The organism is Limimonas halophila, assembly GCF_900100655.1.
GTDB classification, from domain to species: Bacteria; Pseudomonadota; Alphaproteobacteria; order Kiloniellales; family Rhodovibrionaceae; genus Limimonas; species Limimonas halophila.
In genome coordinates, this window is the sequence record NZ_FNCE01000004.1 from 174732 (window position 1) to 191651 (window position 16920).

At 68.6% G+C, this 16920-nt stretch carries 17 protein-coding genes; 6 read left to right on the forward strand and 11 right to left on the reverse strand.

The window, feature by feature from the left end; genetic code table 11:
• Positions 1 to 100 precede the first annotated feature (100 nt).
• The 4 genes from BLQ43_RS07680 to BLQ43_RS07695 all read left to right on the forward strand — a co-directional run bounded on the left by BLQ43_RS07680 (position 101) and on the right by BLQ43_RS07695 (position 1729).
• On the forward strand, positions 101 to 481 hold the full coding sequence (locus BLQ43_RS07680) for an NADH:ubiquinone oxidoreductase subunit NDUFA12 (RefSeq protein ID WP_245659506.1): 381 nt from the start codon (positions 101 to 103) through the stop codon (positions 479 to 481).
• Positions 481 to 993 carry an outer membrane lipid asymmetry maintenance protein MlaD gene (gene mlaD / locus BLQ43_RS07685; RefSeq protein WP_090019552.1) on the forward strand — a complete coding sequence of 171 codons (513 nt, stop codon included), beginning with the start codon at positions 481 to 483 and terminating at the stop codon, positions 991 to 993. Before BLQ43_RS07680 ends, mlaD begins: the two co-directional genes overlap by 1 nt.
• A 74-nt stretch (positions 994 to 1067) precedes the next feature.
• A complete protein-coding gene (locus BLQ43_RS07690; RefSeq protein ID WP_090019553.1) occupies positions 1068 to 1313 on the forward strand; it encodes a hypothetical protein in 246 nt (81 codons plus the stop codon).
• Positions 1310 to 1729, forward strand: a complete 420-nt coding sequence (locus tag BLQ43_RS07695) for a DUF2155 domain-containing protein (protein ID WP_090019554.1) — start codon at positions 1310 to 1312, stop codon at positions 1727 to 1729. Before BLQ43_RS07690 ends, BLQ43_RS07695 begins: the two co-directional genes overlap by 4 nt.
• Before the next feature lie 120 nt (positions 1730 to 1849).
• Here the strand turns inward: BLQ43_RS07695 and BLQ43_RS07700 are convergent, their stop codons facing one another.
• From BLQ43_RS07700 to BLQ43_RS07725, 6 genes are all read right to left on the reverse strand, one after another.
• Complete coding sequence (locus BLQ43_RS07700; RefSeq protein ID WP_090019555.1) at positions 1850 to 2422, reverse strand: septation protein A; 573 nt, start codon at positions 2420 to 2422, stop codon at positions 1850 to 1852.
• Positions 2423 to 2498: 76 nt separating this feature from the next.
• Positions 2499 to 3179, reverse strand: a complete 681-nt coding sequence (gene aat, locus BLQ43_RS07705) for a leucyl/phenylalanyl-tRNA--protein transferase (RefSeq protein ID WP_090019556.1) — start codon at positions 3177 to 3179, stop codon at positions 2499 to 2501.
• 94 nt (positions 3180 to 3273) lie between these two features.
• A complete protein-coding gene (accC, locus tag BLQ43_RS07710; protein WP_090019557.1) occupies positions 3274 to 4620 on the reverse strand; it encodes an acetyl-CoA carboxylase biotin carboxylase subunit in 1347 nt (448 codons plus the stop codon).
• Positions 4621 to 4629: 9 nt separating this feature from the next.
• Entirely contained in the window at positions 4630 to 5091 is a 462-nt protein-coding gene (accB, locus tag BLQ43_RS07715) for an acetyl-CoA carboxylase biotin carboxyl carrier protein (protein WP_090019558.1), read from the reverse strand.
• A complete protein-coding gene (gene aroQ / locus BLQ43_RS07720) occupies positions 5091 to 5528 on the reverse strand; it encodes a type II 3-dehydroquinate dehydratase (protein WP_437123474.1) in 438 nt (145 codons plus the stop codon). Before aroQ ends, accB begins: the two co-directional genes overlap by 1 nt.
• Positions 5529 to 5790: 262 nt before the next feature.
• Positions 5791 to 7170, reverse strand: coding sequence for a M48 family metalloprotease (locus BLQ43_RS07725; RefSeq protein ID WP_090019560.1), 1380 nt, complete (start codon positions 7168 to 7170; stop codon positions 5791 to 5793).
• Between the two features lie 90 nt (positions 7171 to 7260).
• Between BLQ43_RS07725 and BLQ43_RS07730 the strand changes: the two genes are divergently transcribed.
• Positions 7261 to 8841, forward strand: a complete 1581-nt coding sequence (locus tag BLQ43_RS07730) for a gamma-glutamyltransferase (RefSeq protein ID WP_176758575.1) — start codon at positions 7261 to 7263, stop codon at positions 8839 to 8841.
• 139 nt (positions 8842 to 8980) lie between these two features.
• Positions 8981 to 9904, forward strand: a complete 924-nt coding sequence (locus BLQ43_RS07735) for a phytoene/squalene synthase family protein (RefSeq protein WP_090019562.1) — start codon at positions 8981 to 8983, stop codon at positions 9902 to 9904.
• Between the two features lie 3 nt (positions 9905 to 9907).
• Here the strand turns inward: BLQ43_RS07735 and BLQ43_RS07740 are convergent, their stop codons facing one another.
• From BLQ43_RS07740 to BLQ43_RS07760, 5 genes are all read right to left on the reverse strand, one after another.
• Positions 9908 to 10333: a GIY-YIG nuclease family protein gene (locus BLQ43_RS07740; RefSeq protein WP_143006195.1), complete on the reverse strand. Its 426-nt coding sequence runs from the start codon at positions 10331 to 10333 to the stop codon at positions 9908 to 9910.
• 205 nt (positions 10334 to 10538) lie between these two features.
• Positions 10539 to 10886: a hypothetical protein gene (locus tag BLQ43_RS07745; RefSeq protein ID WP_090019564.1), complete on the reverse strand. Its 348-nt coding sequence runs from the start codon at positions 10884 to 10886 to the stop codon at positions 10539 to 10541.
• Positions 10887 to 10961: 75 nt separating this feature from the next.
• Entirely contained in the window at positions 10962 to 11975 is a 1014-nt protein-coding gene (locus BLQ43_RS07750) for a restriction endonuclease (RefSeq protein ID WP_090019565.1), read from the reverse strand.
• Between the two features lie 759 nt (positions 11976 to 12734).
• Entirely contained in the window at positions 12735 to 13934 is a 1200-nt protein-coding gene (locus BLQ43_RS07755; RefSeq protein WP_090019566.1) for a pentapeptide repeat-containing protein, read from the reverse strand.
• Positions 13927 to 16791, reverse strand: a complete 2865-nt coding sequence (locus BLQ43_RS07760; RefSeq protein ID WP_090019567.1) for a class I SAM-dependent DNA methyltransferase — start codon at positions 16789 to 16791, stop codon at positions 13927 to 13929. Before BLQ43_RS07760 ends, BLQ43_RS07755 begins: the two co-directional genes overlap by 8 nt.
• Positions 16792 to 16920: the final 129 nt, after the last annotated feature.

Here is a 16920-nt window from a genome sequence, read left to right on the forward strand (position 1 = left end):
GGCTCTGGACGCCCCCGGGGCTCATTGCCATAGTCGCGTTCCAGCCGGGCGCGCGGTCGGGCGCGCCGTGACACCCACACCCGAAGGCGGGATGAGCCGGATGCGCAACAACGTGGCGACGCTGCTGTGGACGCGCCTGCGCGGCGAGCGCGTGGGCGAGGACGAATTCGGCAACGTCTACTACCGCGACCGCCGTCCGCGCCTGCGCAAGGGCAGCCTCGCCGACAGCGACAAGCGCTGGGTGATCTTCAACGGCGAGGTGGAGGCCAGCCGCATCCCACCGCGCTGGCACGCCTGGCTGCACCACACCATCGACACTCCGCCGGACGAGGGCGGTGTGCGGCCGCGACAGGCGTGGGAAAAGCCGCACCAGCCCAACCAGACGATGACCGCGGCCGCCTACCGGCCGCCGGGCCACATCCTGCGCGGCGGCAAGCGCGCCCGCGGCACCGGAGATTACGAGCCCTGGAAGCCGTCCTGATGCGGCGCAACGTTATCGAAACCGTCATGGGCGCGGCCGTGCTGCTGGTGGCCATCGTGTTCGTGGTGATGGCCTTCAGCGCCACCGGCGTGTCCACCACCAACGGCTACCGCGTCACCGCGACCTTCGACAACGCAGCCGGCCTGACCAACGGGACGCCGGTGCGCATGGCCGGCGTGAAGATCGGCAGCGTGGTCAAGCAGCGGCTCGATCCCGAGACCTACTTCGCCAAGGTCGCGCTCCAGATCGATTCCGACGTCAAGCTGCCGCAGGACACCTCGGCGCGCGTCGTTCCCGACGGTCTGCTGGGCAGCAACTTCGTCCTGCTGGAGCCGGGCGGCGCCCGCGAGATGATCGAGCCGGGCGGCGCGATCACGCACACCCAGGGCGCCGTGAACATTGTGGACATGGTCACGCGCATGTTCTTCTCGAACCAGGGCGGCGGCTCCGGTGGCGCCAAGCAGCAGGGCGGCGGTGACTCGGGCGGGGACAACCCCTTCCTGAGCGAGTAAGGTGCGCGCTTGCTGCGCGCCCCGGCGCCGCCCATATGCCGGCGGAGAACCATGCCGGGAGGTGGCCCGCCGCCATGGCCGATCAGTCCGCGTATCCGACCTGGCGCCAGCCGGACGGACAGCCCGTCTCGTGCCGCGACAAGATCCAGGTGCTGAACGAAAACCTGGACGAAATCCGCGAGATGGCGCAGGAAGCCCTGGAGGATGCGATCCTCATGGGCTGTGACGAAGGGCAGGTGCGTTCCGTGCTGCACGGGCTGATGGACTCGCTGGAAAACCCCTACACCGGGCGGCCGACCGGCGGCGGAGGCGGCGAATGATCCGCCCCGCCCGCGCGGTCGCCGGCATCGCGGCGGCGCTGCTCGTGGCCGCGGCCGCGCCCGCCGCCGCGATCGAGGCCGACGTCGTCGTGCTGAAGGGATTGGACAAGATCACCGCGCGCACTTCGACCTTCAAGGTGCCGGTGGGCGGCACGCGCACCTTCGGCACGCTCAAGATCACCGCGCGCCACTGCTGGAAGACGCCGCCGGAAAAGCCGCCGCAGCGCAAGGCCTTCCTGGAGATCGTGGACAACCGCCCGGACCAGCCCGCCGAAGAGGTTTTCAGCGGCTGGATGTTCTCCACCAAGCCCGCGCTCTCGGCGCTGGAGCACCCGGTTTACGACGTCTGGGTGATCGACTGCACCGTGACCGATGGAAGCAACGGCGCCGCCCCAGAGAAGGGCAGCGCCGGGTGATCAACCCCAGGGCATGATGAGGTCGGGCCGGAACGGCCCGGGCGTTGCATCATGCCCGCGCATGAATCAGATAGAGCGCGATCAGGCTCGTCAGGGGATTCGCCGTCGTCTCATCGCGATCTAGGCTTCCTGCTCGTCCTCGACGCGGTAGCGGGTGAGCAGCGGCACCTGCAGCACGGCGAAACCGAGCGTCAGCGCCAGCAGGCCGAAGACCTTGAAGGTCACCCAGACGTCCGTGGGCTGGGTGCGCCAGACGATCTCGTTCAGCACCGCCAGCGAGGCGAAGAACGCCGCCCAGCGCGCCGTCAGCACCGTCCAGCCGCGGTGGGTGAGGCTCCACGGCAGCGCCATACCCAGCACGGGGCGCAGCAGCGGCTTGTCGAACACCAGCCCGCCGGCCAGCACGCTGGCGAACAGGGCCTCCACGATCGTCGGCTTCATCTTGATGAAGGCGGGATCGTTGAGCCACAGCGTCAGGCCGCCGAAAACCGTGACGATCACGGCAGTGATGAGCGGCAGCGTGGGCACGGTGCGCGTCGTCGCCACCGACAGGCCCAGCCCGGCCACGGTGACAGCCACGATGACGGCGGTGGCCACAAACAGCCCGTGCGTCATGTAGGCGGCGAAGAAGGCCACGAGCGGGCCGTAATCCACCACCGGCCGCACCCACGCGGGGCCCCGGGACTGTTGCATCGTCTCGCCCTTTATCCTGTGCGCGTGCCTGGCGCCGGGGCTTGCCACGGCGCGCGTGCCGCCCGCAACCGCAGCCTCATCCGCCGGGCACCGTGCGCACGGCGCCGAAGCGTTCGTTGCCGTGGCGCCCCGCGAGGAAGGCCTCGACGTCCGCCTGCCGGATCGCGCGCGGGAAGGTCGCGGGCACCGGCACCGCCTTCGCCAGCAGGTGCCGGTACTGGTCGCGGCGGATTTCCACCGCGCCGAACTGCGACAGGTGGGGCGTGTTGAACTGCGTGTCCAGCAGCACGAAGCGCCCCTTGCACAAGCGGATGACGAGGTGGACAAGCGCAACCTTGCTGGCCTCGCTGACGGTGGCGAACATCGACTCGCCGAAGAACGCCCCGCCGAGCGCGACGCCGTAGAGGCCGCCCACCAACTCCCCGTCGCGCCAGCATTCGACGGAATGGGCGAAGCCCATCTCCGCCAGTTCGGAGTAGAGGCGCTCGATCGTTGGGTTGATCCAGGTGTCGGGGCGCTCCGGGCCGGGCGCGGCGCAGCCCGCGATGACCCGGTCGAAGGCGGTGTCGGCAGTGACGGTGAATTCCCCCCGGCGCACGCGCCGCCGCAGGCGCCGGGGCACGTGAAAGCTCTCCAGCGGAATGACGCCGCGCAACTCCGGATCAATCCAATGGACGTCCGGGTCGCGGCGGCTTTCCGCCATGGGGAAGATGCCGACCGCGTAGGCCCGAAGCAGGAGGTCCGGTGTCAGCTCCATCGCCCGCCAAAGGTTCCGCGTCTCACCCTTCGATCCTATCGGAGATGGGGATTGCGGGCGAGAGGCGCAAACGCTTTCTCGCGCCGGGCGACGCTCAGCTGCTCTGCTTGTCCACGTAGCGCTGCAGCCAGTGGATGTCGTAGGCGCCGTCGATGAAATCCGGCTCCTGGATGACTGCCCGGTGCAGCGGGATCGTCGTCGATACGCCTTCGATGACGTATTCCTCCAGCGCCCGGCGCAGGCGCATCAGCGCCTCGTTGCGCGTCTGGCCGTGGACGATGAGCTTGGCGATCAGGCTGTCGTAGTGCGGCGGAATGCGGTAGCCGCCGTACATGGCGCTGTCGACGCGCACGGCGGGGCCGCCCGGCGCGTGGTAGTCCTTCACCAGGCCGGGCGAGGGCGCGAAGGTGCGGGGGTCCTCGGCGTTGATGCGGCACTCGATGGCGTGGCCGTTGATGTGCACGTCGTCCTGGCTGAAGCTCAGCGCGTGCCCGGCGGCGACGCGGATCTGCTCGCGCACGATGTCCACGCCCGTGATGGCCTCGCTGACCGGGTGCTCCACCTGCAGGCGGGTGTTCATCTCGATGAAGAAGAACTCGCCGTCCTCGTAGAGGAACTCGAAGGTTCCGGCACCCTCGTAGCCCATGCGCCGGGCGGCGTCCGCCGCCACGTTGCCGATCCAGGCGCGCTGCTCGGCGTTGAGGGCCGGGGAGGGGCCTTCCTCCACGAGCTTCTGGTGGCGGCGCTGAAGGGAGCAGTCGCGCTCGCCCAGGTGCACGACGTTGCCGTATCGGTCGGCGAGGATCTGCACCTCGATGTGGCGCGGATGGCCGAGGAACTTCTCCAGGTAGACGGCGTCGTGACCGAAGGCGTTGCGCGCCTCGTTGCGCGCCATCTGCAGCGCGGTGCCCATCTCCTCGCGCGTTTGGGCGACCTTCATGCCGCGCCCGCCGCCGCCGGCGGCGGCCTTTACCAGCACCGGGTAGCCGATGTTGTCGGCGATGCGGAAGGCCTCGGAATCGCTGGTCACCTCGCCGTCCGAGCCCGGCACCACGGGAACCCCGAGTTCCTGCATCGTCGTCTTGGCGGCGACCTTGTCGCCCATGATCCGCAGGTGGTGCGGGTCCGGGCCGATGAAGGTCATGCCGTGGTCGGCGACCATCGTGGCGAAGTCGGCGTTTTCCGAGAGGAAGCCGACCCCGGGATGGATGGCCTCGGCGCCCGTGATCGTCGCCGCCGTGAGAATGGCCGGCAGGTTCAGGTAGCTGTCCTTGCTCGGCGGCGGGCCGATGCACACGCTCTCGTCCGCCAGGCGCACGTGCATGGCGTTGGCGTCGGCGGTGGAATGAACCGCCACCGTGTGGATGCCCATCTCGCGGCAGGCCCGGTGGATGCGCAGGGCGATCTCGCCGCGGTTGGCGATCAGGACCTTCTCGAACATGGCCGGCCGCTACTCGATCACCAGGAGCGGTTCGCCGAATTCCACGGGCTGGCCGTCTTGGACGATGACACGGCGAACCGTGCCCGAGCGCGGCGCGGGCAGCGGGTTCATCACCTTCATCGCCTCGACGATCAGCAGGGTCTGGCCCTCCTGCACCTGATCGCCCTCGCGCACGAAGGGGTCGGCCCCTGGTTCGGGCGCCACGTAGACCGTCCCCACCATCGGCGCGGTCACCGCGCCCTCCGGCACGGGCTCGCTGCTCTCCGCCGGCTGCGGCGGCGCGCCGCCGGACTCGGCCTGGCCGGGCGCAGCGGGCGCCGCAGGCTGGGCGGGCGCCGCGGCAACCTGGACGGTGCGCGCCACGCGCACGCGTTGATCGCCGCTCTCGAACTCGATCTCGCTGAGATCCGCTTCCTGGAGCAGGTGCGACAGCCGCCGCACGAACTCCTCGTCCAACTCGGAATTCGCCATCAGGTGTTCCTTTCCTCGCGCGTGCGCGCCGCGAGCGCGTCGATCGCGAAGGCGTAGCCGTCCTTGCCGAAGCCGCTGATCACGCCGAGCGCGACGGGCGCGATGTAGGAGTGGTGCCGGAAGCTCTCGCGCTGGAAGACGTTGGACAGGTGAACCTCCACCACCGGCAGCCGCACCGCGCGGAGCGCGTCCAGCAGCGCCACCGAGGTGTGGGTGTAGGCGCCGGCGTTGACGACGATGCCGCGGCACCGTGCGCCGGCCGCGTGCACCAGCTCGACCAACTCGCCTTCGTGGTTCGACTGGTGGAAGTCCACCGCGAGCCCGTGCGCCCGCGCCCGGTCGTGGCACAGCGCCTCGATCGTCGCCAGGGTGTCGCCGCCGTAGACACCCGGCTCGCGCTGACCCAAGAGGTTCAGATTGGGTCCATTGAGGACCATGAGTCGGTCGGTCGTGGGCATTTCCGAGCCTTCGGACGACGATCGAACGGCCGGCGCGCCGGGCGCATCCATCCGGTGCCGGCGCGCGGAGAGGATCCGCGCGAGTGCTCGCCGGCCGCATGCACGCCCTTATTTACCGCCGTCAACGGTGCAAAAGACGGCTAGCATAGCCCAGCGGCAACGTGCAACGCGCTTGCCGTACGCGTACGGATTTTGCGGTGTTCGACTGAGGGATGGGCGTGGTCGTTCAGGGAATGCGCCCTCAGCCGTTCGAGTTCTCGAGCTGGCGTTCCGCCTCGTGGGCGATGTCGCGGGCGCGCAGCCAGGGTCGCGAGTGTTCCTCCAGGCGCTGCTGGGCCCGCTTCGCCTGCCGGCGCGCCGTTTGCGGGTCGCCCTTGGCCAGCGCCGATTCCGCCAACGCCACGGCGGTCATGCCCTTGTCGCCCAGGCGGCCGTGGGCGATGGCGGCCAGCCGCCAGGCGAAGGCGTTGCGCGGCTCGGCGTCCAGCACCTGATTCACGTTGTCCAGCGCCTTGCGCGTCAGCTCGCTCTCGTTGAGCTGCAGCTGCACCTCGGCCAGCCCCAGCCGGATGAGCTGCGAATTCGGCCGCAGTTCGCTGGCCCGGCGATACGGCTCGAGCGCGCGCCGGATACGGCCGTTTTCGAACAGCATCTGGCCCTTGAGCTCGTGGAAATAGGGGTCGTCCGGATGGTCGGCGATCAGGCCGTCCACCAGCTCCAGGGCCTTGTCCAGGTCCGGCTCGCGGTAGTGCGCGATGGCGCGGGCGTAGCGCGCGGCCACGGTGTCCTTGCCCGCGTAGTCGCGCAGCGTGCCTTCGGGCGCGCTCAGGAAGGCGTCCAGCTTCGCCTGCATGCGCTTGTGCATGCGCCGCAGCTTCAGCGGGGCGGGCTCGCCGTGGTGCGGCGAGGTCTCGACGGCCTGTTGCAGGAACTTGATGCGGTCGCGCGTGAGCGGGTGCGTTTGCAGGAACGGTTCCTGGTTGTCCGACAGCAGCGCCGTCTGCCCCTCCAGCTTCTTCATGAAGGTCATCAGCCCGCGCGGCGAGTAGCCCGCCTCGTTCAGATAGCTCACCGCCGCCTGGTCGGCGGTGCCTTCCTGGGCGCGCGTGTAGGCCAGGAGATTGCTAACGATGGCCCCCTGGCCGAGCTGTGTGACTGCCAGGCCGACGTCGCTCTGGCCCGTCAGCACCGCCGCGCCGACACCAAGCACCATCGAGGCGATCGCGCCGACGCTGGAATCCTGCTGGGCCATTCGCCGGCCCGCGATGTCGCCGCTGGCGATGTGGCCCGCCTCGTGCGCCACCACGCCCATGACTTCCAGCGGTGTCTCCGCCGTCAGCAGCAGGCCGGTGTGGAAGAACATGTGCCGGCCCGGCGTGACGAAGGCGTTCAGGCTGTCTTTGTTGACCAGGTGGATCTTGATCGAGCGCGGCTGCAGTCCCGCGGCCTCGAAGATCGAATCGGAGTAGGCCCGCAGGGTGTGCTCGATCTCGGCGTCGCGGATGAGCGGCAGCCCGCCCTGCTGCGCTTGCGCCCGCCCGGGTGCCAGCGGCAGCAGCATCGCCACGGCGAGCGTCACCGTGGCCGCGAGGACGGCGAAACGGGATCTGATCTTGCGCACGACTGTGCCTCTGTGCTTCACCGCTGCAAGCTAGGCGGCTCGCCCATTCGTTTCAATCGAAGCCGGGGGCTCATGGTGCGCCGGACAACGATGCTGCGCGCCGCGGTCGCACTCGCGGCCGCGACGGGACTGGCTGCGTGCCAGTCCGAGCCGCGCGGGCCTCAGACCGAGCCCGAAACCCTCGAAGCCAACCGCGTGTCCGGGTTCGCCGGGCTGAGCGCCGCGCAGGCGCCCGCCGTGGCGGAAACCGGCCGCGCCATCCTGGCGCGCAACGGCACGGTCGCCGACGCCGCGGTGGCGATGGCCTTCACCGCCTCGGTCACGGTGCCATCCCGCGCCGGGCTGGGCGGCGGCGGTGTGTGCATGATCCACCGCCGCAAGGCCGGGACCACCACGGTGCTGACGTTCCCGCCCGGCCGCGGCGGCGACGGCGCGGCGGCGCCCGCCCTGGTGCGCGGCATGGCGGTGCTGCACGACGCGCACGGCCGCAGCTCTTGGGGGGCGTTGGTCAGGCCCGCCCGTCGGCTGGCGCGCGACGGCTTCCAGGTCAGCCGGGTGCTGGCGAACGATTTCGACGCGGCCGGCGAGCGGTTGAGCGAGCACGCGCGCCGGGCGTTTGCGCGTTGGGACCGCCGCCTGCCGAGCGCGGGCGATCGGATCACGCAGCCGGGGCTGGCCGCGACGCTCAACGGTCTGCGCGAGCAGGGGCCCGGTTATGCCTACACGACTCCTTTCGTGCCGCGCTTCCTTCAAGCCGCGGCGGACACCGGATACGATCTGAACGCTGGCGCGCTGCGCGGCGTGCGCACGCACACGGCGGACACCCTGGTGCTGACCGTGGGTGAGCGCCGCCTGCATCTGCCGCCCCCGCCGGCGCTCGGTGGCCTCGCGGCGGCCCAGACGCTGCGGCTCATGGACGCCACCGCGGGCTTGGGCGCGACCACGGGGGCCGACCGCGCCCACGCGGTCATCGAGGCACTCAAGCGCACCTGGTCGCAGCAGCGCCTGTGGACCGAGAGCACGGGCGTCGAGCCGGGGGCTTTCCTGTCCGACGCCCGCATCCGGGCACTGACGCGCGGCTGGTCCAGCCAGACACCCACACCGGCCGGCGATCTCGCGCCCGCGCCGATGGACGCGGACCGCGTGCCGCCCGGGACCGGCTTCGTCGTGGCGGACCGCTTCGGCAACGTCGTCACCTGCGGGCTGACGATGAACGGCCTGTTCGGCACCGGCGATCTGGCGCAGGGCACGGGCATCCTGCTGGCGTCGGCCGGCGACGAGGAGACCAGCCTGGGCGGCCTCGTCCCGGCACTGTTCACGACCGCGGACGGCTCGCGCGCCACCGGCGGCCTGGTGGCGGCCGACGGCGGCACCGCGCCGGGCACGCTGGCGCAGGTGCTGGACCGCTTGGCGGGCGGCGCCAAGATCGCCGACGCCGTGGCCACGCCGCGCGTCCATCATCCGGGCCAACCCGATGCGGCGCGCGTGGCGCGGGCGATGCCGTGGCAGGAAATGCAGGATTTGCGCGAGATGGGCCACGACGTGCGCATCCGCGACCATTTGGGCACGATTTCCGCCGTGGTCTGCCCGGCCTCGGGCGACGGCGCCATGGCGTCCTGTCGGGCGGCCAGCGACGCGCGCGGCAGCGGCGTGGCGCTGCGGGCGGAGTAGCGCGTTCCGGTCCGGCCCGCCCGCTCGGGGTGTCGCGGTGAACGGGGCTTCCGGTTAGACTGCTCACGTGCGGGCATGGTGGCGCGCGCCGCCACGGCCCGGGTTCGCCGAGCGGCTGCTGGTGTGGGAGGCGCCGCGCATGGGTCAGGGCGTCGACCCGCTCGCCCCCGCCGAGGCCGTCCACTGGGACGGCCGCTCGTTTCACTGGGCGGCCCGCGTCATGCCGGCGGCCACGGCGCGCGACGCCGCCGCGCTCTACGCCTTCTGCCGGCGCATCGACGATCTGGGCGACACCACCGACCCGGCAACGGCCGGGCCCACGCTGGACGCCGTGCTGGCCGCGCTTTCCGGCGGGCTGGCGCCCGATCCCGAAACGGAACGCTTCCTCCAGTTGGCGCAGCGGCGGGGCGTGTCGCTGGACGCGGCGCGGACGCTTGTCCGCACGGTGCGCGGCGACCTGGAGGCGCCGCGGTTTGCCTGTCCCGACGCCTTGATCCGCTACGCGCACGGGGTTGCCGGCACGGTGGGCGTGATGATGTGCCCGCTGCTGGGCGTGCGCGACCGGCGGGCATGGCCGTTCGCGGTGGACCTCGGCATCGCCATGCAGCTCACCAACATCGCGCGCGACGTGGGCGAGGACGCCGCCAAGGGCCGGCGCTACCTGCCGGCGGCGTGGCTCGGGCGTTCGGTGCCGCCGGCCGAGCTGCTCGCGCCGGACAGGGAGGTGGATGCGCGCGTGCGCCAGGCGCTGGCCGCGAACCTGGATCTGGCCGAGCGCTACTACGCCAGCGCGGGGCGCGGCATGCGCTTCATCCCGGCGCGCACGCGGCTGGCGATGCTGGCGGCGCGGCACGTCTACGCCGCGATCGGGCCGCGGGTCCGCGCGACGCACGATTGGCGCCAGCGCGTGAGCCTGCCGCCGGGGCGCAAGGCGCTGTGCTCGCTGGCGGCGGTGGCGGCGTTCGCGCGGCCGGGAAGCTGGGCCGTGGGCCCGCCGCCCGCGCACGATCCCGAATTGCACCGTGCCATCGCCGGCCGCGTGGGCGCCGATCCCACGGCGTGAGCCTCACCACGTCAGCACGATCGCGGCGACGCCGGCGCGCGTCGTCAGCGTCACCAGCGCGCCCAGCAGCAGGACCGCCAGGGAGACGGGCCGCAGCACCACGCGCGCCAGCCACTCGCGCACGGGCAGGAAGCGGGCCGGGGCGGTTCGGCCGCGCAGGCGTTCCAGCTCCTTGCGGGCGCGGCGGGGCGAGACGGCGAACCACTCGGAATTGGGCATGCGCCTGGGAGCGAGGCGGTGGTGCAGCGCCGTTTCCAGCCCGCGCCAGTCGCGCGTGTGCGCGGCGTGGTGGAGGCGGAAGGGCTCGGGCAGCGCGGCCGTGCTCAGCTCCGCGACGCGACGTTCGGGCGTGCGCGCCGTGCCGCCGATCTTCACCGCGCGCCCCATGCGCGGATGGCTGATGATGTAGACCCATCCACCTGCCGCCACGCGTGTTCAACTCCCCGTTCGCTTGCTGCGCAACCACTGGGCAAATCCTGCCCATAATTTCGCGCATCGCGGAGTCGCCGGCAAGGCCGAACCGGCGGAAACCGGCGGCACACGGGGATTCAGGCCAGGTGAAGGGGGGTCCGGGGCACCGCTTGTCCGGCGCAGCGGACGGACGGGATGGGGCCGTGCCCGCGCGAGGACGCGCTCAGGCCTCCGAATCAGGCTCCGCGCCCTCGCCGCCGGTGTAGAGCACGTAGGCCGCGGCCTGGAGCGCCGTGCGCACGGCCTCGGTGTCGTCCTCGGCGGCGAGCAGGCCGTCGGTCGCGGCCTCGACCAGCTCCTGGTCGGGGTCGAGCAGGCGCGCGAGCTGGGTTTCCGCCGCCTCCGCGCGCTCGCTTTCCAGCTGCGTGCGGCCCTGGGCGTCGGCGATGTCGTGGATGAGGTCGTCGCGCTCGCGCTGAAGCTGACGGATGGCCGCGATCAACCGCGGCACAGCCTCGGCGTCGGGCTGGGCTTCCAGCGCGGCGAGCGTGGCGTCGTCGATCTCGGCCATGGCGGTGCCTCCGGGCGGTGATGTCCGCCAACCCATGCCCGAGCCCGCGCGCGGCTGCAAGGTGGGAACGCGGCGCTACGACTCTTCGCGCCCCTGATCGGGGATGTAGACGCGTTTGAGCGGGATCAGCGCCTTGTAGTGCATGTCGAAGCGGTCGTAGTGCTCCAGGATCAGGTTGATCAACTCCTGGCCGTCGATCAGGCGCAGGTTGTTCTTGTTGTGGGCGAAGGCCTTGGCTTGGCTGGTGTAGCTGCCCATGGAGACGAAGAGGCCGTATTCATCCTGGTCCACCTGGCCGTAGAGTGCGGAGACGTCGTGGTTGCCGACGTTCTGCTCGCTGCTCTTCACCTGCACCTTGATGATGGGCGGCTCGAAGCCCAGCGCGTCCTTGTGCGCCACGATGTCGACGCCGCGATCGGGGCCGGGCGGGGCGACGCGCGCCCGGTAGCCCATGCATTCCAGCAGATGACCGACGAGCGCCGCGAGGCCGTGGCCCTTCGCGTGCGTCGTCAGCGTCTTCACGATGTGGTCGCGCGTCGTCTCCTCGATCTGGTGGACGACCTGGCCGATCGTGCCGCCGTCGTCGTCCTCCACCACCGGCGGGACTTCGCCGCGCAGCGCGTTCAGGAATTCCTCGGCGAAGTTCTTCACCTGGAAGAGCGTGAGCGCGGAGCCGATCTCGTACAACGCGCCCTGGCTGAAGTGGGTGCGTGGCAGGGTCTGCTTCCAGCTCACCCGGCGCCGGTTGGGATTGTGTGACTCCCGTTCGGGGGCGTGTTCGTACTCGCCCTCGACGAGGCCGATGTTCACCTGGCGGTCGTGCTTGGACGGGTGGATGACGACGTCGCCCACCTTCATCTCGTGCACGAAGCGGTAGAGCACGCCCGCCTGGACCGGCAGCGCGCCCGCCTTGGCGTCCGGGTAGGTGCGCTGCATGGCCGCCTTGAAGGCGGCGCGCGAGGCCTTGAGCGCCGAGAGGTCCCCGACCTCCGGCCAGCCGATGGCGATCACGCCCTCTTTGCGGAAGAGATCCTGGGCATCCACCCCCGGATTGGCGTGAATGCCCCAGACCGTCGTTTTGGTGGACATGCGCGGAGCCTCGCCGACGTTCGATCCGACGATGAGGAATGAAGCCCACGCCGCCTGGATGCAACCGGAGCGCACAAACGCGCCGAACTGCACAGCCGCCGATCAGCCGAACGAGGTGTCGCCGCCGTAGGAAGTGGTGTGCCGGTGCGCGTGGGGCTGCCCCGGCCCGTTCGCGCTCCGTACCCCAAGCCCTCTCCTTCAGGAGAGGGCCGGCAGCCGCATGGGCGGCTGCCGGGGTGAGGCGGTGACGGTTCGGCTGCGAGGCCATTTGATGAAAGTTGCCGCCGCCGGCGCCGCACGTCCTTGCTGTTTGGCGCGCTGGGACCGGCACTGCCTCATCCCGATGACGCTGGCGCGTCATCGACCTTGCGCGCCTGGGGCTCGCGAGGCGAGCAAAGCTCCCCTGTCCGCCTGAAGGGAAGGTTCGGATGGGCGAAACGAGCTGCCCCGTCCTGCGTGAAGCCGGATGGCACGGGAGCCGCCCCTACGCGTCATTGCCCGGCGCCGACCGGGCAATCCCGCCCAGCTCGGATACCCCCGAGATCGCGGGGCGCTCGCGCTGGGTGAGATCACCGGCTCGGGGGCCGGTGATGACGAGGGCGGGTAACAGCGTGGTGGCTACGCGGTCCCCACCCGTCATTTCCTGGCTGTCCGGGCAATCCGGGCGTCGGTTGGCGGCTTGCCGCTGCGCGGCGGCGCCGAAGGCGGGCCACCGGCCTAGCCGCCCTACGCTGGCCATCGTTTGCCGCACCGTTGAAATTATGATGACAACCGAATGCCCATCCTATCCTGGTCTATATCATCGATACCATCTAATTTGCACTCTCGAAAAATGTTCCGGTCACCATGACACTCCTCAAACTCAGAATCAGACAAATTAGAGTAATAAAATTCGGATTTATAGAATTTAGATTCTCTAAATGATGCCCCCCGAAAACTGGACCTTTGTATTCCCGTTTTATGAAAATTGCAATTTTGCATACGGGCGGCGTCAAAATTTATATCTAAAAAGATCGTTCTATCTATTTCCGCATAGTTGAATGTTGCCCCAATCGTATCCCAGTCACGGAATTTGCAATCCATGAATAATGCGTTGTCGAAGCAGGGGTTCATCTGGTTACCGCCTGTGAACAAGCACCTATCAAAATCTACGTTGTGTTCCAGCATCATCCTTGAAAAATCACAATCTTCAAAATAGCAATTACTATAACTTGATGACCACTGGTGAGACTTATGAAAGTAAGATTTCAAAATTCTAGTATTGGATAAATTCGTCAAGGGTCCTATATGAGTAAAAGTAAAGTCGCATTGTTCTATATATACGTCATCAATTCTGCAATTTTGAAAATAAGATTCTCTGAAAGAAGATCGAAACAACGTTGTTTGTTCAAAACGAACGTTGGAAAATGTTGCCTTTGAAAGATTCAGATTTTGGAGTGTTATATATCTAAGATCAACTTCCGGCATCAAATCTAAAAGGAGTAATCGTGTGGATCTCGGGAACAATGCGTCGGAGGTCGGTGCCTTGCGCAGGAATAAAAAGTCGGCAATCGATTGTATCTCGGTATCCAGTTTGGTCTGTTCTGTGTCAGGCTTATCCATTCGGTGATTTGCGAGTTCTCGCATCTGTACCCTGAGAACACGGTGGACTTCGTGCAAATCACGTTCGCTGTCGATAGCTACCCGTTGCATCAAGGCATAACCGGCTAAACGGGAAGCTGAGTCTTCTTGCTTTATAAGTTCTGCTGCACTTGTGAACTGGTTTATAAGGTCATTTCGCGTGGAGGTTTGCGCTTGTTCCGCTGCAGCTTCTGATTGGATGTTTGCAACTTTGAGCCGTTTGTACGCGAAACCAAGACCGATGGCGCCGGCCACAATCAAGAAGATATTGCGCAGTTGGCGCGGAGAGGCGCAAGTCAACGTGCATTCGTATAACTGGTACAGACTGTTTTCAGGCATTGCGCTTCACCTGGGGCGCTGCCCGCTCCCGGTTGAGGGTCATGAGGCGGGTGAGGGCGTCTTCGTCGGGGATGTCGTGGGGCCAGCCGTAGGCGGCGGCGACGGCGGCGTCGAGGTCCGCGTGGGCGTCGGCGAGCCATTGGGGGCGGTCGTTGTAGAGTTTGGTGAGGGTGCGTTTCTTCAGCTCCTTCGCCGCCTTGTCGCTGACGGGCACGAGGCGGTCGGGGTAGCCGGGGACGACCTCGGGCTCGCGGCGGACGAGGTCGGGCGGGTTGAGCCAGTTCTCCCGCAGCTGGTTGAGACGGCGCGCGGCCTCGCCGATGGCGCGCGCCAGCGGGTTCGCGGCCTCGTCCACCGGCAGGTCCGGCGGCGTCAGGCCGGGCGGGAAGGGGAAGGTTTCGAAGGTCGTGCCGATGGTGTAGCGCGAGTCATTTCCTACGCCGTGCCATGATCCAAGACCAAGCGCCCAGCGTTTGTGAAAGCGTGATTCAAGAATACCAAATGTTACGTCGTTGTCCTGTGCGATAACCTGAAGTTTATGATCCGGCAATACGGATGAATCAATCCAGACAAAGAACCGATGCTTAGACACCTCGGGCGTTGCTATGTACCGACTTAAATGCTGAAGCGAGCGCCGGAGGCCGGGGCGTGGTTCAACGTGGCGCCACCAGTAGTCCCGATAGGCCTTGCGTTTGTTTTGTTGGCGTACTGGCAGGACATGCTTTTGAATGTATGCGAACGGGGCTTCGTAAAGGCTGGCTTCGCGCTCGCTCATCGTGGTGCCGAAGTCGACAATCCATTTGTCGCCAGGGCGGTCGGCCACATCGCGGCCGTTCATCCACGGGCGCACAACGTCGCTGTTCGGGCGCCCGTTCGGGTTGGTCGGGGCTTCTAGCCATTCGCGGGCTTGGTCGCCGGAGATGTCGAACGGCCCTCCCTTGGTGTCGCCCATGAACGCCGTGTTCGCATTCTCCGGCAGCCGTGCGGCCTGGGTCACGTCCACGGCGCCGGCGGAGAGGTCGGCGTGGATCGCGTCCACGGGCGCGCCGTCGAGGTGGGGCGTGTGGCGCTCGTCGCGCGCGGCGAAGCAGACGATGGCGACGCGCACGGCCGCGCCCTCGACCACCCAGGGCTCGTCGTCCCACGCCTCGTAGATGGCGCCCGCGCCCGCGATGGGCTGGAGAACGCGGCGGTTGGCGCCGCCGCGAATGCTGTTCGTCGCCACCAGCCCGGCGCGGCGCAGCGTGCCGGCGGCCACCAAATCCCATGCCTTGGCGAACCAGTAGGTGACGAGGTCGGCCTCCGCCGGCACGCGGTCGCGGTAGCGGCGGAACAGGCCCTCGACGTAGGCGTCGCCCAGATAGTCGCGCAGCCGCTTGCCCCCCAGAAACGGCGGGTTGCCGATCACCACGTCCGCCTCGGGCCACGTGGGCTCGCTGCCGTCCGGGTTCAGCACGGCGTCGCGGCATTCGATGGTGTCCAGCGGCTTGAGGATGGGCCGGCGCGAGACGTTGTAGTTGTGGCGCAGCATCCACTGGATTTCGCCGATCCAGATGGTCACGCGCGCCAGCTCGGCGGCATAGAGGTTGTGCTCCACCCCCTTCACGGCGTGCGGGCCGACGCCCGGCAGCTCCGCCTGGAGCCCGAGCGCCTCGGCGTCCAGCGTGGCGCGGTGCTCGATGTCCTTGAGCGCCTGGAGCGCCAGGTACAGGAAGTTGCCCGAGCCGCACGCGGGGTCGAGCACGCGGAAGGCGCGCAGCCGCTCCAGAAAGTCGCTGTAGAGCGCCTGCGCCCGGTCGCGCTTCTTGGTGCGCGTCTGCTTCTGCTTCGACCGCTCGGCCGCGTCCAGCAGGCCCTCGATCTCGCCGCGCACGCGCTGCCAGTCGTCTCGCCAGGGGCGGGCGACCACCGGCTCCACGATGAGCATGATCTTGTGGTGGTCGGTGTAGTGGGCGCCGAGCTGGCTGCGCTTGTCCGGGTCCAGGCCGCGTTCGAAGAGCGTGCCGAAGATCGTGGGGTCGATCTGCGACCAGTCCTGCTTCGCCGCGCGCAGGGCGGCCTCGATCTCTCGCTTGCGCAGGGGCAGGGCGGTGTCGTCGTCGAACAGGCCGCCGTTGAACCAGTCCACGCGCTCGAAGCCGACGCGCCCGCCGTCCTTCATCGCGGCGAAGAGGGCCTCGGCGTTGGCCTGGAAGCCCTCGGGGTCGGTGAGCGAGGCGCCGAGCATGCGCGTGAACATCTCGCCCGGCAGCAGGCCGATGTCCTCCGCGAACATGCAGAAGACCAGGCGGTTGACGAAGTGCGCCACGGTCTGCCCGTCGTGGCCGCGGTCGCGCAGGTTGGTCGCCAGGATGGCGAATTCGCCCGCGATTTCCTCGGTGAGCTGGCTGCGCGTCTTGTCCGGGCGCAGCTTGTCCGGGTCGGAAAAGACGTGCTTGAGCTTGCGGCGGACCTTGGCGTCGCGCAGGTCCGTCAGCGCGATCTCGTGGACCTCGCTGACGGTGTTGGTCCAGTTGGTGTGGATGCAAAAGCGCTCCAGGTCGGAGACGACGAGGAGCGGCGGGTTCTCCAGCGCCAGGGCGTATTGCTGAAGCTGGCCGAAGGCGGCGCGGAGGTCCTTGCCGGGGCTCTTGTACTCCCAGGCGAAGTGGCCGCGCTTCCACACGTCCGCCCAGCCGCGCCCGCCCGAGCTTTTGCGCGCGCCGCGCTCGAAGCAGTACCAGGTGCCGTCGGGGTCGGCGTCGGCGGGCTTGGGCTCCTCCAGCAGCTCGCACAGATCGAGGAACTGCTGATGCGCCGCCTGGTTCTCGCGCAGGCTGGCGTCCTGCCACTTGGCGATGAAGTGCTCGGGGGTCACGCGGGGGCGACTCCGGGTGGTGGGTGAGCGGACACGCGGCGCGCGAGGGTAGGCCAGCGGCGCACGCGTTCAATAGGGGATGGCGGCGAGGTCGGCTGCCGAGACATGCATCTCGGAAGCTACCGATTT

Coding starts and splice junctions, on each gene's coding strand:
- BLQ43_RS07680 (WP_245659506.1), top strand. CDS start 101: ATGCGCAACAACGTGGCGACGCTGCTGTGGACGCGCCTGCGCGGCGAG.
- mlaD (WP_090019552.1), top strand. CDS start 481: ATGCGGCGCAACGTTATCGAAACCGTCATGGGCGCGGCCGTGCTGCTG.
- BLQ43_RS07690 (WP_090019553.1), top strand. CDS start 1,068: ATGGCCGATCAGTCCGCGTATCCGACCTGGCGCCAGCCGGACGGACAG.
- BLQ43_RS07695 (WP_090019554.1), top strand. CDS start 1,310: ATGATCCGCCCCGCCCGCGCGGTCGCCGGCATCGCGGCGGCGCTGCTC.
- BLQ43_RS07700 (WP_090019555.1), bottom strand. CDS start 2,422: ATGCAACAGTCCCGGGGCCCCGCGTGGGTGCGGCCGGTGGTGGATTAC.
- aat (WP_090019556.1), bottom strand. CDS start 3,179: ATGGAGCTGACACCGGACCTCCTGCTTCGGGCCTACGCGGTCGGCATC.
- accC (WP_090019557.1), bottom strand. CDS start 4,620: ATGTTCGAGAAGGTCCTGATCGCCAACCGCGGCGAGATCGCCCTGCGC.
- accB (WP_090019558.1), bottom strand. CDS start 5,091: ATGGCGAATTCCGAGTTGGACGAGGAGTTCGTGCGGCGGCTGTCGCAC.
- aroQ (WP_437123474.1), bottom strand. CDS start 5,528: ATGGTCCTCAATGGACCCAATCTGAACCTCTTGGGTCAGCGCGAGCCG.
- BLQ43_RS07730 (WP_176758575.1), top strand. CDS start 7,261: ATGCTGCGCGCCGCGGTCGCACTCGCGGCCGCGACGGGACTGGCTGCG.
- BLQ43_RS07735 (WP_090019562.1), top strand. CDS start 8,981: ATGGGTCAGGGCGTCGACCCGCTCGCCCCCGCCGAGGCCGTCCACTGG.
- BLQ43_RS07745 (WP_090019564.1), bottom strand. CDS start 10,886: ATGGCCGAGATCGACGACGCCACGCTCGCCGCGCTGGAAGCCCAGCCC.
- BLQ43_RS07750 (WP_090019565.1), bottom strand. CDS start 11,975: ATGTCCACCAAAACGACGGTCTGGGGCATTCACGCCAATCCGGGGGTG.
- BLQ43_RS07755 (WP_090019566.1), bottom strand. CDS start 13,934: ATGCCTGAAAACAGTCTGTACCAGTTATACGAATGCACGTTGACTTGC.